The organism is Agarivorans sp. QJM3NY_29, from assembly GCF_050870835.2.
Lineage (GTDB): Bacteria > Pseudomonadota > Gammaproteobacteria > Enterobacterales > Celerinatantimonadaceae > Agarivorans.
Genome location: NZ_CP194036.2, coordinates 4152124 through 4167387 on the forward strand (window position 1 = coordinate 4152124; position 15264 = coordinate 4167387).

The window sequence follows — 15264 nt, forward strand, 5'->3', positions numbered from 1 at the left end:
ATTGATGGAAATATGAGCCAAATAACAAGCTCGAATGAAGTCGCTAAGTCAATCAATAGGAAAGGGTCCTAGATGAGGATCTATACAAAGATCTCAAATAGAAGAAAGGTGACAGCTTCTAGCATAAACCCAGGAGAAAACTGAACCGTCGCAGGAACAATTTAGCACGAGAAAGCAAACGGGGGGGTGGCTTGAACGACTCAAGCATCCAAGTTGAAAAACTATCACAATAAAAATTAGCTTTATTGATGTTAAATCGCAGATATAGTTAGTTGAGGGCTCTGAACCTTAAGACAAGCCCTCAAACACCTCATTAGGCAAACCATCTTCTGGATACCAGTCATAAGATAGTTGCCAGATAACGCCCTTTAATAGCGAATGATGGCCTGTAACAAGGCAATGAAATCTTCATATCCACAGGCACTCTGCGCGGTATCAAGGTTCAATTCATGCTCGAAAGCTTGCGATGACTCGCTGATGCCATCGGTCGATATCGAAATCACGACTTCATCAAGGTTTGCTACAAACCGAAACTCAGCACTATCGATACGCAGTTCATCTAAGGCCTTTAATGATTCAAGCTGTTCAAGCAAATGCTGAACAAAATGCTGATCATGATTAAGCTCACGCTCCAACCACATCGAAAAGCAGCGTTGTTCGTCTCCACAATCAATAAAAAAAACGCCGTCTAAAGAACGGCGTATTGTCAATTCCATAAGTTTTAATCTAATTACATATACAGGGTGTCTGTAAGCTTACCTCGACACGACTATGAAGCAAAGTAGGCACTAACTCATAAGCAGCATTTGGCTTCAGTTTAAAACGAGTCAACATAGCTGATTTAATCTGTTTTTCAAGTAACGCACCATTGAATGGCTTTAATACTAAGCCTTGTACGTCCATTAATACATTAAATCCAAGTAGTTGATTATTAGCTTCAGAGGATACAGCTAATATTGCAATATCAGAACTAAGTAAGCTTTGGCCAGTACGGGTAGTTTTAATCAACTGAGGCCCAGCACCTTGCGGTAGATCCATATCAACAATAATGACTTGGTATTCATTAACCATTAAATGTTCTGGTAAGCGAGCAATGTCGGAAAACGTATCGAGGCCTTTCAGCTCGCCTTCACTTTTCATCGTTCGAACCAATTGGCAAGTTTTCAGATCACTAAGCAATAAAGCCTTCGGCTGAGTCACCACCAACTCAGGTTTACTGCTGGCTTGTTTAGCAAGCGTTTCACAACGCGCAATGTAGCCCTTCTTTGGAATCGTTGCGATAGTTAAATCAGTATTATTTAAAGTGGTAATCACCTTACGTAACTGGGATATGTGCTGATTAATCGTATGGTCGGAAACGCTGCGCCCCCATACGGCGTCAGACAAGTCGTCTCTTCCAACAACTTGATTCACGTGTTTACACAAATATCCCAACAGGTGGGTTCTTAATGGTCCCAAGTAGGCACTTTTATCCTTAAACGCAATACTATTTTGACTCATATCTACGGTCAAAGGACCGACTATAACAACATCATTAAAGGACATATTGTTTCCCAAAAGCAAGCAAATGAGCTAGTCAAGTCTAGCCCACCCTTTATACCAGTAAATGCTAAAGTTATCCAACATCGGTAGTGTATAATATCGTTTATTATGAAAATTTTATGATTTATCATTAAATGTTTTACAAAAATATACTATTTCGACAGTAAATCTAATGATTTTTTTATAAATTAAGCAAAAAAAACGCAGCCTTAAGCTGCGTTTTAGTGAACAACGGCATTTAATTTACACTGCGGTTTGAATAATCACCTCATCCGCCACCTTGGTGTAGTCCCCTATTTGATCAAAGTTTAAATAACGATAAGTGTCAGCAGCCGTTGCATCGATCTGCTTCGCGTAAGTTAAATACTCTTCTGGTGTAGGCAACTTCCCTAAAATAGCTGCAACCGCAGCCAACTCGGCCGATGCCAAGTATACATTGGCCCCGGTGCCAAGACGATTTGGAAAGTTACGAGTAGAGGTTGAAACTACCGTAGAATTATCGGCAACACGAGCCTGATTCCCCATACACAAAGAACAACCCGGTATTTCGGTACGTGCGCCTACACGACCATAAATACCATAGTAACCTTCCTCAGTAAGCTGTTTTTGATCCATCCTTGTCGGTGGCGCAACCCACATCCGAGTTGGCAGCGCACCTTTATGCTTATCGAGCAACTTACCTGCGGCACGGAAATGACCAATATTAGTCATACACGAACCGAGGAAAACTTCATCGATTTTTTGCCCTGCAACGTCTGATAACAAACGCGCATCATCCGGATCATTAGGCGCACACAGTACTGGCTCAGAGATGTCGGCTAAATCGATTTCAATCACTTCAGCATATTCAGCGTCTTTATCTGCTTCCATCAACTCTGGATTAGCGATCCACTCTTGCATCGCAGTCACACGTCGCTCAATGGTCCGACGATCACCATAACCCTCGGATATCATCCATTTCAGCATCACAATGTTCGAGTTTAAGTACTCTATAATCGGCTCTTTCGCCAATTTAATGGTACAACCCGCAGCACTGCGCTCTGCTGAAGCGTCAGATAGCTCAAAGGCTTGTTCAACTTTTAAGTTCTCTAAACCTTCAATCTCTAAAATACGACCCGAGAAAGCATTTTTCTTACCTTGCTTCTCAACCGTTAACAAACCAGACTTAATTGCCGCATAAGGGATCGAGTGTACCAAGTCTCGTAAAGTGATCCCCGGTTTCATTTCTCCCTTAAAACGAACCAAAATAGATTCAGGCATATCTAAGGGCATCACGCCAGTCGCGGCCGCAAACGCAACTAAACCAGAACCCGCAGGGAATGAGATACCAATAGGAAAACGAGTATGCGAATCCCCACCAGTTCCCACGGTATCAGGCAACAGCATCCGATTTAGCCAAGAGTGGATCACCCCATCCCCTGGGCGTAACGACACGCCACCACGATTCATAATGAAATCGGGAAGAGTATGGTGAGTGGTCACATCAACTGGTTTTGGATAGGCAGCAGTATGACAAAAAGACTGCATAGTGAGGTCTGCAGAGAAGCCCAAACAAGCCAAATCTTTTAACTCATCGCGGGTCATTGGCCCAGTGGTATCCTGTGACCCAACAGTCGTCATTTTAGGTTCACAATATTGACCGGGACGAATACCGTCAACACCACAGGCTTTACCGACCATTTTCTGCGCTAAGGTGAAACCTTTGCTAGAAGCGACAACATCTTGCGGACGCTTAAATACCTCTGAAGGCGCCAAACCCATTGCTATACGCGCACGATCCGTTAGGCCACGACCAATAATCAGTGGGATCCGACCACCAGCGCGAACTTCATCGAGCAATATGTCGGTTTTCAGTTCAAAAGTCGTAATCAGCTGATCGGTTCCAGCTTTTTTTACTTCTCCAGTGAATGGGTAAATGTCGATCACATCCCCCATATTCAGCGCTTCAACATCAAGCTCAATGGGTAAGGCTCCAGCATCTTCCATGGTGTTAAAGAAGATTGGTGCAATTTTTCCACCTAAACAAAAACCACCAGCCCGTTTATTAGGAACATAAGGAATATCATCCCCCATTAACCACAATACTGAGTTAGTTGCCGATTTACGTGAAGATCCGGTTCCCACAACATCACCCACATAAACTAAAGGATGGCCCTTCTGTTTAAGTGCTTCAATTTGTTTCATCGGACCGATATTACCTGCATCATCGGGCTCAATACCATCACGAGCATTTTTCAGCATCGCCAGCGCATGTAGGGGAATATCAGGGCGCGACCACGCATCGGGGGCTGGAGATAAGTCATCGGTATTGGTTTCGCCAGTCACTTTAAATACCGTTAACGTAGACTTTTCGGCGACTTGAGGACGACTCAGGAACCAATCGGCATCGGCCCAACTTTGCATCACCTGCTGGGCAAAAGAATTCCCCGCTTTGGCTTTTTCTTCCACATCATGAAAGGCATCAAACATTAATAAGGTATGTGATAATGCTTTAGTCGCAATCGGAGCGAGTTGCTTGTTCTCGAGCAAACTAATTAAAGGTTGGATATTATAGCCACCTTGCATAGTGCCTAATAACTCGGTAGCGTAACTCGGAGACACAATAGGTGAGCTAACTTCCCCGGCTGCTACAGCAGCAAGAAAGCCTGCTTTAACGTAAGCGGCTTCATCAACACCTGGTGGAATTCTATTGGCTAATAAATCTAGTAAGAATGCTTCTTCGCCAGCAGGGGGAGCTTTTAATAACTCGACCAATCCGGCAGTTTGTTCAGCATTGAGGGGGTTAGGTACTATACCTTCAATAGCACGCTCTTCGACGTGTTTACGGTAGCTTTTTAGCACGACTCACTCCTTATTGTAATAATGCCCCTAAGGGATATCCGTATTCATATGCCATAGATATGGCTGGCGAACAGGCTGACATTATAGCCTTTTTAACCATAAATTAAAATATAACGCTCATAGCTAAAACGCCAGTAAAATCATTTAACTCTTATATAACAATAGATTAAGATTAATATTATACTTTAGCCACAGAGCTAAAAGTTACAATTTGTTCACATTTAGTGGATTTTTAGAAGTCATTGCCAATAAATATATATAAGGATTGCTGTTGCCGATTATGCCCATAGGACAAGACCACAGGGCCCAATAAGCTGGTATCTAAGGCGACAAAAACACTACCGGCCCAAATTGAACTCCCCAGAGAGATATCTGCGGACTCGTTCCAAACACCACCATTTTCCAAAGAACCACCAACAAACATCGGTGCCTGCAATATCGGGGATTGATAATCGTGCAACTGATAAAAGTACATCAAACCACTCAAAGCCTTATAACGACCAGATAAGCGTTCATATTGAAAACCCGATAAACGTAAGAAGCCGCCTAAATCTTGGGCGTCAGTTGGAATAATAAAGTCACTACCGGTACTACCGTATTCACCAAACCAATTAAAATGATGTTGATCTTGACCAAAGGGCAATTTCCAGCGCGCCTCAAAGCTAGGCGCAAAAGCACTGGAGTAGTCATCAATATTTTCGTGATCAATATACAAGCTGGCCTCAAATAATTTACCGTCCGTAGGAAAGGCCCAACTATTTAAGGTATCGAAACTAAAGCTGAAGTAAGGCCCGTACAACCAATAATTAGCCGCTGCATTCACACTTGCAGCTTTAACCTCCCCTCGTGTAACCGCGACCCCCATCACCCATTCCTGCCAAGGTCTTCGATTCCACGCCAGCTCGCTAGCTAAATTGGTGTCGCTAAAGTCGGCATCAAGATACTCACTACCTTCTATCTCGTCATATAGTCGGCGACTGCGTTTTTCATATTCAGCTGAAAGAGCCCAGGAATAACGCAAATTATCACTCATTGGCGTGTAAAACTCAGTAAAGACTCGTTTTATCTCGCCCATCTCGATTTCGCTTCGCCATTCGGCCCCTAAATCATTTAAGTTGCTTAAGCTAAACCCCAAGCCCAAATTAACCTCGGTTCGATCGACAAAGTTCTCTTGTAACGCAAACTTCATATCGAAATAGCCAGGTCCCCAACTTTTTTCTTGGGTGTCGAGGTAGATGACATTATCGCCATGGTCGCTACTGATCCGGTAATCAACCCGTTCAAAGGTACCCAAAGCATATAGTTGCCGGATCCGCTGTTCCAATTCGGCCTTCGATAACAACTCCCCGGTTTGCAGCTGCAAACGGGTTAATATCACTTGGTCACTTAAAGCTGAATGATTATTTAACTCAACCCGACTGACGAGGAAGCGCTCATGCAGCTTCAATTGTGCCCGTCGCTGAGCCACCTGTTGTTGATACTTAGCATAGTCTTCAGCTGGTGCAGATAAGTTTAAACGTTTAGCTAATTGTTCGATGTGATCACGCGCGGTCTGCTTACCGCGTTCGACCGCTAGCGGCATCAAGCCAAAGTCAGCGGTATCGATGCCACTCATGTCTGGACTGATTAACAGATCATCAGGACCAAGCAATGCTATTTGCCGCTCGGTGCCGGAACGAGTCAAGAAGGTCGATAGCTGGTCGACCATCGCCATCGCGGTAGACAATTCACTTTGTGGTTTAAGGTGGTCACCAATGTCTACCGCGATAATAATATCTGCGCCCATCTGCTGCAGCACATCGACTGGCAGGTTATTTACAACCCCACCATCAGCTAATAACTTACCATCCAGCTCTACAGGACGAAGCGCCCCTGGTACCGACATACTAGCCTGCATTGCCACCGCCAAATCGCCGCGACCTAAGATATAAGGCTGCATCGTCGCCATATCGGTAGCAACCGCGCGATAGGGAATCGCTAATTGATCGAAACTGCTCAGCGCCTCCAAATTACCACTTGCATCTCTTAATAATTCAGCCATGGTTTGCCCCTGCACTGCCCCCTTAGGCATCTGCAAACCTTGCTTATTCAATCCTATCGGAAGTGGGATCTGATAATTATCTTGCTGTTTCTTGCTGCGTAACGACAGTTCACTGCGCGTCACATCATCCACAAAACCACGTGCCCAATTCAGCGCAAAAGTGCGCAGCTCAATTTCTTGAGCGCTGTAGCCCATTGCTAGCATCGCTCCAAAATACGCCCCCATACTGGTGCCTGCGACATAGTCGATGGGCACATGATATTCTTCAAGTAACTGAATCACACCAAGATGAGCGGCACCTTTTGCACCTCCTCCACTTAAGGCTAAACCGATTTTGGGTCGAGCCATAAGGCTGGACGAGACACTCACCAAAACCAGAAAAACCAAGCTATTGCATAGCGTCCGCATCATTCATTCCTTGAAAATAAAAACAATAAAGGCAGCCGAGGCTGCCTTTATTAAACTATATATTTAGAGGTTTTCGGTCTATTTTTTCTTTTTCTTGGCTTTAGCATTTGGTAAGTCGGTAATACTTCCCTCAAATACTTCAGCAGCCAAGCCAACCGACTCATGTAAAGTTGGGTGAGCATGAATGGTCAAGGCAATATCTTCGGCATCACAACCCATTTCGATTGCTAAACCAATTTCACCGAGTAATTCACCACCGTTAGTCCCCACAACGGCACCACCAATCACTCGACCTGATTCTTTATCAAAAATCATTTTGGTCATCCCATCGGGACAATCAGAAGCAATCGCACGACCAGAAGCGGCCCATGGGAACACCGAGGCTTCGTAGTTAATACCTTGCGCCTTGGCTTCTTTCTCGGTTAAACCAACCCATGCCATCTCTGGCTCGGTGTAAGCAATCGAAGGAATAACTTTAGGATCGAAGAAATGTTTCTTACCAGAAATCACTTCCGCAGCCACGTGGCCTTCGTGCACCCCTTTATGCGCCAACATCGGTTGACCCACAATGTCACCAATCGCATGAATATGTGGTACGTTAGTACGCAGCTGTTTATCCACTTCGATAAAGCCCCGCTCCGTCACTTCGATACCGGCTTTTTCCGCATCTAAGCCAAGACCATTTGGAACCCGACCTACTGCAACTAATACAGCGTCGTAACGCACCGGCTCATGTGGCGCTTGCTTACCTTCGTAAGTCACATATAGACCATCGGTCTTCGATTCGACGGCTATCACTTTCGTTTCTAGCATAATGTTGAACTTGCTTTTCACCTTCTTGGTGTATGCCCGCACTACATCTTTATCGGCAGCTGGAACTAGTTGGTCAGCAAATTCTACAACATCAATTGCACTGCCTAAGGCTCCATATACTGTGCCCATTTCTAGACCAATAATACCACCACCTAGCACTAGCAACTTACCCGGAACTTCTTTCAGCTCTAAAGCATCAGTTGAGTCCCATACGCGCGGATCGTTATGCGGGATAAATGGCAACTTCACAGGACGCGAGCCTGCGGCAATAATCGCATTGTCAAAGTTAATGGTAGTGACACCCTCTTCACCTTCAACTTCTAAAGAGTTTGCGCCAGTAAATTTACCCAATCCTTGTACAACTTGAACCTTACGCATTTTAGCCATACCAGAAAGGCCAGTCGTCAACTGGCTAATCACTTTCTCTTTCCAGGTACGGATTTTATTAATGTCAGTCTGAGGCTCACCAAAAACGATGCCATGTTCGGCCAGCGATTTTGCTTCTTCAATCACTTTAGCAACATGCAATAATGCTTTTGATGGAATACAGCCTACGTTTAAACAGACTCCGCCAAGGGTTGCGTAACGTTCTACAATTACAGTTTCCAAACCTAAATCAGCAGCACGGAAGGCGGCAGAGTAACCTGCAGGGCCTGCTCCTAGTACTACCACCTGGGTCTTAATTTCCTTACTCATCGATGACCTCTTGGTATTGTTATGTTGTTAAGCCGCTGTAGGGTATTTGTATTCGTACATACAGCTCAACTGAGTTTACGGTTAATCACGATAAAAAAGAAGAGCTGGATGCAAAACACCCAGCCCAACTGACTAAAGTACTAATCGGCGAATATCGCCCAATAAACCACTCAGCGTAGAGATGAAACGAGCACCATCAGCGCCATCAATCACTCGGTGGTCGTAAGATAATGCCAATGGCAACATCAACTTAGGCACAAAGTCTTTGCCATTCCACTTTGGCTTCATCTCGCTACGCGATACCCCTAATATTGCCACTTCTGGCGCATTCACAATAGGTGTAAATTGCGTTCCGCCAATTCCGCCTAGGCTAGAAATAGTAAAACAGCCGCCTTGCATATCTGAAGCCGTCAACTTACCCGCTCGTGCCTTCTTAGAAATCTCAACCAGCTCTTCAGAGAGTTGATAAATACCTTTCTTATTGACATCACGGACCACCGGTACGACTAAACCGTTTGGCGTATCTACCGCAATACCAATATGAATGTACTTCTTCATAATTAGGCTATTGCCATCATCCGATAAAGCCGAATTAAACTTGGGTAAGCTTTCCAAAGTTTTCGCAGCAGCTTTTAACATGAACACCAACGGGGTAATTTTGAACCCCATTTGTTGCTTCTCAGCAATCACATTTTGCTCTTTACGGAAAGCTTCCATTTCGCTGATATCAGCTTCATCAAACTGAGTAACGTGTGGAATTTTAACCCAGTTACGGTGCAGTGCAGGGCCCGATATTTTCTGAATTCGGGAAAGTGGCACTTCTTCCACTTCACCAAACTTCGAATAATCTACACTTGGCCACGCCATAACGTCCATACCAGAACCGCCGCCAGCCTTGGCGCCCGACTCTAATAGTTTAACGGCTTGCTTGACATAAGCTTGTACGTCTTCTTTAACGATGCGGCCTTTACGGCCCGAGCCTTTAATCTTAGCGAGATCAACGCCAAACTCACGGGCTAAACGGCGGATCACCGGAGAGGCATGGAAGTAAGCGTTATTTTCGACAAATTCGCTGGCCTGCGCCGATGCTGAAGCCGCCACTGGTGCTGGGCTTGGTTTCGCCGCTGCAGGCGCTGCTGCTGGGGCGACTGTTGGAGCTGGAGCCTCAGGAGCGGCCGCTTCTACTTCAAACAGCATGATCAACGAACCCGTTTTCACTTTATCGCCAACAGCAACCTTAAGTGCAGTCACAACGCCAGCAAACGGTGCCGGAACCTCCATCGCCGCTTTGTCGCCTTCAACCGAAATTAAAGTTTGCTCCAGTTCAATGCTGTCACCGACCGCGACCGCAACTTCAGTCACTTCAACTTCATCATCACCAATATCTGGAATAACGACTTGTTGTTCTTGTTTCGCGGCAGGGGCTGCTGGCGCAGAAGCTGCAACAGGAGCGCTAGCAGCAGGTGCACTACCCGCCACTTCAAATTCCATAATCAACGAACCGGTGGTCACCTTATCGCCAACTGCAACACTAATCGACTTCACGGTTCCGGCGATAGGCGCAGGAACTTCCATCGCCGCTTTATCACCTTCAACAGAAATCAGGGTCTGTTCCGCTTCAACCACATCACCCACTTTCACTGCGATTTCAGTAATTTCTACTTCATCATCGCCGATATCGGGAACATGAACAGGCTCGACCGCACTGGCTGCAGGCTCGGCTGCAACTGGAGCAGCCGCCTCAGTTGAGGCCTCCGCAGCGGTACTACCTGCTGCTTCAAAAATCATAATCAAGCTGTTGGTGGCAACACTGTCACCCACCGCAACTTTAATTTCTTTCACCACACCAGCCTGCGATGCCGGAACTTCCATCGCAGCTTTGTCGCCTTCAACCGAAATAAGCGATTGCTCTAACTCTACACTGTCGCCTACTTGGACAAGAACTTCGGTCACTTCGACTTCATCGGCACCAATATCAGGTACAAAAATTTCAATACTCATATCACTTCGCCCTTACGCGTAGAGAGGGTTAACTTTGTCAGCATCGATGCCATATTTTTCAATTGCTTCAACAACTAACTTCTTATCAACAGTACCTGCTTTGGCTAGTTCAGCTAGCGAGGCAACCACAATATAATCGGCATTCACTTCAAAGTGACGACGCAAGTTTTCACGGCTATCACTGCGGCCAAAACCGTCAGTTCCCAAAACTTTATAGCTACCCGGCACATAGGCTCGAACTTGCTCAGCGTATTGCTTCATGTAATCGGTAGCCGCTATTGTTGGCAAATCACTTAAAGTTTCGGTGATAAATGGAACTTGCTCAGCAGCTTCAGGGTGCAGCATATTGGAACGCTCAATCGCTTGCCCTTCACGAGTTAACTCGTTGAACGAAGTCACACTAAATACATCAGACGCAATATCGTATTCTTCGCTTAATACCTTAGCCGCTTTTAATACTTGCTGCATGATGGTACCTGAACCCAGTAATTGAACACTGGCTTTACTACCCTGATTACTTTCAAACTTGTAGATACCTTTACGAATACCTTCTTCTGCACCTTCTGGCATCGCAGGTTGATGGTAATTCTCATTCATTAAGGTCAAGTAGTAATAAACATTCTCTTGCTCACCGTACATCCGACGTAAACCGTCTTGTAATACAACCGCCACTTCAAAAGCAAAACTTGGGTCGTAAGAAAGACAGTTTGGAATGGTATTCGCTAAAATTAAGCTGTGACCATCTTCATGTTGCAAGCCCTCACCGTTCAAGGTGGTTCGACCTGCCGTAGCACCCAATAAGAAACCACGTGCTTGTTGGTCACCGGCCATCCAACACATATCACCGACACGTTGGAAACCAAACATAGAGTAGTAAATGTAGAACGGGATCATGGGTACATCGTTAGTGCTGTATGACGTTGCAGCTGCAACCCAAGAACTCATCGCCCCCAGTTCGTTAATCCCTTCTTGCAAGACCTGACCGCTGGTATCTTCTTTATAGTAAGACACCTGCTCTCTATCTTGCGGAGTATAAACCTGACCACCTGGATTATAGATACCCACTTGGCGGAACAAACCTTCCATCCCAAAAGTACGCGCTTCATCGGCAATAATTGGTACGATATTTTTGCCAATACCTTTGTTCTTCAACATCACATTCAAGGCTCGAACGTAAGCCATCGTAGTTGAGATTTCGCGTTTTTGTTCACCTAATAAGGCATCAAACTCACTCAACTCGGGAATATCTAAAGCTTGGCTAAACTTAGTTAAACGAGTTGGCGTGTAACCTTTCAATTCGCTACGGCGAGCATGCAAATAATCGTGCTCTGGAGTGCCGGGCTTTAACTCAATGTAAGGCAAACTAGGTAAATCATCATTGCTCACATCAACACCGAGACGATCGCGGAACTGCTGAACATAGTTCATATCCATTTTCTTCACGCCGTGCGCAATATTCTTACCTTGTGCGGCTTCGCCCATGCCATAACCTTTCACGGTTTTAGCTAGAATAACCGTTGGAACACCTGAAGTATTACGTGCTTTATCAAAGGCGGCGTAAAGCTTAACTGGATCATGTCCGCCACGACGCAGGGCAAAAATCTCATCGTCAGACATGTCTTTAACTAGCTCAGCGGTTTCGCTGTACTTGCCAAAGAAGTGCTCACGCACATAGGCACCATATTTAGCCTTAAAGGTTTGGTAATCACCATCAATGGTTTCGTTCATTAATTGCAATAATTTACCGGAACTATCTTTAGCCAGTAGGCTATCCCATTCGCTCCCCCAAACAACCTTAATCACATTCCAGCCAGCGCCTCTGAATAGGCCTTCAAGCTCTTGAATGATTTTACCGTTCCCCATAACCGGACCATCAAGGCGCTGCAAGTTACAGTTAATCAAGAAACATAAGTTGTCTAACTTCTCGCGTGCAGCAAAAGAAATAGCGCCGCGTGATTCTGGCTCATCCATCTCGCCATCACCCAAGAAGGCGTATACCCGTTGTTGGGTACAATCTTTAAGACCACGTCCTGTCAGATATTTTAAGAAACGAGCTTGATAAATCGCAGAAATAGGACCCAGACCCATCGATACTGTTGGGAACTGCCAAAACTCTGGCATTAACTTGGGATGCGGATAAGAGCTCAGGCCATTACCACCCACTTCCTGGCGGAAGTTATCAAGCTGTTCGGCAGTTAAACGCCCCTCAACAAAAGCTCGAGCGTAAATCCCTGGAGAAATATGCCCTTGATAATAAACTAAATCACCACCGTCTTGCTCATTACGCGCACGGAAGAAGTGGTTAAAACAAACTTCATAAAAGGCCGCTGAAGACTGATAAGAAGCCATATGGCCACCAAGGTCTAAGTCTTTTTTAGAAGCACGCAATACAATCATAATCGCATTCCAACGAATGATAGAACGAATCCGACGTTCAATCACGCTGTCACCAGGGTATTCAGGCTGTTCACCAACCGCAATAGTGTTGATGTAATCCGTGGTAATGGCCCCGCCAGCGGCAGATAAACCATCAATCTTAGCGTTAGCGATAACCTGCTCTAACAAAAACTGGGCACGCTCTACGCCTTCTTCTTTGATCACAGATTCTATGGCATCTATCCACTCAGCAGTTTCGACTGAGTCGATATCATGCTTCAGTACCTCTGACATGGCTGTTTCCTTATCAGTAATTTATGATTATCCAAACCGAAGCTTGGGCTAAACTTTCAATTGTTTTAAACGACGATTAGAGCGCTCAACTCGGCTCTCTTCTCGCTCGATTTCCAATAGCGTTTCTTCAATAAACGCCAAATGTTTATGTGAGGCTTCACGGGCATCATCAGGTTTGCTATCGAGTATAGCTTGTAGCATCAAGCCGCGGTGGTAACGGATTTTCTCCGCAACATTTGGACGCCGATACAAAACCTGAAAATTGTCCATGATGTTTTTTTCCAACAGTGGGCTTAAACCTCGAATTAAATGAAACAACACTAAGTTATGTGAAGCTTCGGTAATCGCTTCATAAAAACTTAAGACTGCTTTTGCTTCATTGGCCGTATTTCCATCTTGTTGGGCAAGTTCAATTTTCTCATGACAAACTTGGATTTTTTCCAAATCGGCTTCAGTGCCGCGTAACGCAGCGTAGTAAGCTGAAATGCCTTCAACGGCGTGACGAAACTCTAGTAAATCAAGTTGGCTTTCATCATGACTCGCCAACAACTCAAACAAAGGGTCGGTTAAGGCTTCGCGCAACTTTTGTTGTACATAGGTCCCGCCCCCTTGTTTACGAACCACTAAACCTTTTGCTTCTAACTGCTGAATCGCCTCACGCAGAGATGGCCGAGACACGTCAAACTGTTTCGCCAGCTCTCGCTCCGCAGGTAAGCGTTCTCCTGGTGGTAAACTACCTTCTAAGATCATTCGCTCCAGTTGCTTTGCAATCACTTCAGCAAGTTTTAGCGGCTTAATTCGTTGGTAGCTCATCTATTTCCATCTAGTTAATGATTGGTATTACCAATTTACCCGAAGCAAATTAACAAATAGGAAACACCTTGTCTAGAAAAATTGATCTACATCAAATAGCCCCACAACAAAGCCAATTCATTGTAAATACATTTGTCGTACAAATATACTTGGTCAGACCTTTTTTTGTGATATAGATCACTACGATGTAACAACAAAACCAAAGATAGGGGGATAATGTGAAATAAATATGTCGTCGCGTTATGCGCCACCAGCAGTCAATCAAAACCTCGGAGTACTTCAACAAGAGCTGGTCGTGTATATTTGTGATTTATTTAAGCACAGCGAGTGCTGCAAATAACCGGATGAAATGAATCCATTGTGATGAACGCCATCGACTTCACTGCTGCTTAATCTGTTTAATTCGATTTGACTTGTTCGCAATAAAAGCTAATCAACAACGAGCGCTTCGCCTGAGGCAAATCAATGCGCTGATCTGCGCCCCCAATCGATAAACAAAATTCTACGGCTTGCAGGCTAGAATCCTAAATCAACCATCCACCAATGGTGAGTGCGGCAATCACCGCAATCGCCAATAAGATGCCATGTTTAGCCAGACTCACAAAACGACTGGTGGTTGTCACGCATAACATGTCGCTCACTAAATCGCTATTGGAAAGCTCAGCGGCAACCGCCACCTTGCTTAACCAGTAACCATTGCTGTGTTGGCGATCGGTTAATGAGCGCAACCAAATCGGCAGCGCGGGATGAGTATGACCAACCGTTAAATAACACAGACTCGCCAAGCGACTTGGCAACCAATCAATATAATGCATAAACACATTCACCGCAGGAGACAAAGCCTGAACTTCAGTGCTCTTATGCAAATATAAGCTACGACAACAGCCATAAAATACCGCGCCTGCGGGCCCCGCCAGTACATAGAAAAATATCACTGCAAAATAATAACGATAATTCAACCACATCAGTTGCGTTCCGGTGGAGACAGCCAAGGGCTGATTCTCCTCTACTTGATGCATGGGATGCATTTGATGGAGCAATAATTGATTAAATTCGAGACAAGCCTGTTGCTTACCTGCGGCAGCTAAACGTAAATAGTCCCGGTAAGCCTGTTGTAAAGGTGGACAACCTAGCGTAAATAACGGCACAAAGATCCACAACAACAAACTAGGAATACCAAATAACCAACCGCTTAAGCTAAACTGCAAACCCGCAAGCAATCCGGTGGGGAAGATCACCGTCATCATAATTTGCCAAAATGCCGTCTTACTATCGAAGCGCTGCAACCACCAATGAAAGACATGCTGCCACCACCAATTAGCACCAATCCGTCTGGCCCGCTCTAAACTTAATGCTAATAATAGTGATATTAATGACATCTGATTGATTGCTCTCCATAAATGTCTGTCATGCAAACAAATAGTAAGTCAATTCTCATG

The 15264-nt window shown here is 45.0% G+C and carries 9 protein-coding genes; all 9 read right to left on the minus strand.

Annotation, left to right across the window (positions count from 1 at the left end; translation table 11 throughout):
* Window positions 1-368 precede the first annotated feature (368 nt).
* Window positions 369-716 carry a YacL family protein gene (locus ACRRS0_RS18720; protein ID WP_432456070.1) on the minus strand — a complete coding sequence of 116 codons (348 nt, stop codon included), beginning with the start codon at window positions 714-716 and terminating at the stop codon, window positions 369-371.
* A gap of 10 nt (window positions 717-726) precedes the next feature.
* Window positions 727-1545 carry a winged helix-turn-helix domain-containing protein gene (locus ACRRS0_RS18725; RefSeq protein WP_432456069.1) on the minus strand — a complete coding sequence of 273 codons (819 nt, stop codon included), beginning with the start codon at window positions 1543-1545 and terminating at the stop codon, window positions 727-729.
* 240 nt (window positions 1546-1785) lie between these two features.
* Window positions 1786-4383, minus strand: coding sequence for a bifunctional aconitate hydratase 2/2-methylisocitrate dehydratase (gene acnB, locus ACRRS0_RS18730; RefSeq protein ID WP_432456068.1), 2598 nt, complete (start codon window positions 4381-4383; stop codon window positions 1786-1788).
* 232 nt (window positions 4384-4615) lie between these two features.
* On the minus strand, window positions 4616-6835 hold the full coding sequence (locus tag ACRRS0_RS18735; RefSeq protein ID WP_432456067.1) for a patatin-like phospholipase family protein: 2220 nt from the start codon (window positions 6833-6835) through the stop codon (window positions 4616-4618).
* A 75-nt stretch (window positions 6836-6910) separates the two neighbouring features.
* Window positions 6911-8341, minus strand: a complete 1431-nt coding sequence (gene lpdA, locus ACRRS0_RS18740) for a dihydrolipoyl dehydrogenase (RefSeq protein ID WP_432456066.1) — start codon at window positions 8339-8341, stop codon at window positions 6911-6913.
* 132 nt (window positions 8342-8473) lie between these two features.
* Window positions 8474-10342 carry a pyruvate dehydrogenase complex dihydrolipoyllysine-residue acetyltransferase gene (gene aceF, locus ACRRS0_RS18745; protein WP_432456065.1) on the minus strand — a complete coding sequence of 623 codons (1869 nt, stop codon included), beginning with the start codon at window positions 10340-10342 and terminating at the stop codon, window positions 8474-8476.
* Window positions 10343-10354: 12 nt separating this feature from the next.
* Window positions 10355-13012, minus strand: a complete 2658-nt coding sequence (gene aceE / locus ACRRS0_RS18750) for a pyruvate dehydrogenase (acetyl-transferring), homodimeric type (RefSeq protein ID WP_432456064.1) — start codon at window positions 13010-13012, stop codon at window positions 10355-10357.
* A gap of 48 nt (window positions 13013-13060) precedes the next feature.
* The gene (gene pdhR, locus ACRRS0_RS18755) at window positions 13061-13825 is read right to left on the minus strand and encodes a pyruvate dehydrogenase complex transcriptional repressor PdhR (protein WP_432456063.1); all 765 of its coding nucleotides are present in this window, start codon (window positions 13823-13825) and stop codon (window positions 13061-13063) included.
* A 524-nt stretch (window positions 13826-14349) separates the two neighbouring features.
* Window positions 14350-15204, minus strand: a complete 855-nt coding sequence (gene ampE, locus ACRRS0_RS18760; RefSeq protein WP_432456062.1) for a regulatory signaling modulator protein AmpE — start codon at window positions 15202-15204, stop codon at window positions 14350-14352.
* Window positions 15205-15264 lie beyond the last annotated feature (60 nt).

Coding starts and splice junctions, on each gene's coding strand:
- aceF (WP_432456065.1), bottom strand. CDS start 10,342: ATGAGTATTGAAATTTTTGTACCTGATATTGGTGCCGATGAAGTCGAA.
- ACRRS0_RS18725 (WP_432456069.1), bottom strand. CDS start 1,545: ATGTCCTTTAATGATGTTGTTATAGTCGGTCCTTTGACCGTAGATATG.
- aceE (WP_432456064.1), bottom strand. CDS start 13,012: ATGTCAGAGGTACTGAAGCATGATATCGACTCAGTCGAAACTGCTGAG.
- ampE (WP_432456062.1), bottom strand. CDS start 15,204: ATGTCATTAATATCACTATTATTAGCATTAAGTTTAGAGCGGGCCAGA.
- ACRRS0_RS18720 (WP_432456070.1), bottom strand. CDS start 716: ATGGAATTGACAATACGCCGTTCTTTAGACGGCGTTTTTTTTATTGAT.
- ACRRS0_RS18735 (WP_432456067.1), bottom strand. CDS start 6,835: ATGATGCGGACGCTATGCAATAGCTTGGTTTTTCTGGTTTTGGTGAGT.
- lpdA (WP_432456066.1), bottom strand. CDS start 8,341: ATGAGTAAGGAAATTAAGACCCAGGTGGTAGTACTAGGAGCAGGCCCT.
- pdhR (WP_432456063.1), bottom strand. CDS start 13,825: ATGAGCTACCAACGAATTAAGCCGCTAAAACTTGCTGAAGTGATTGCA.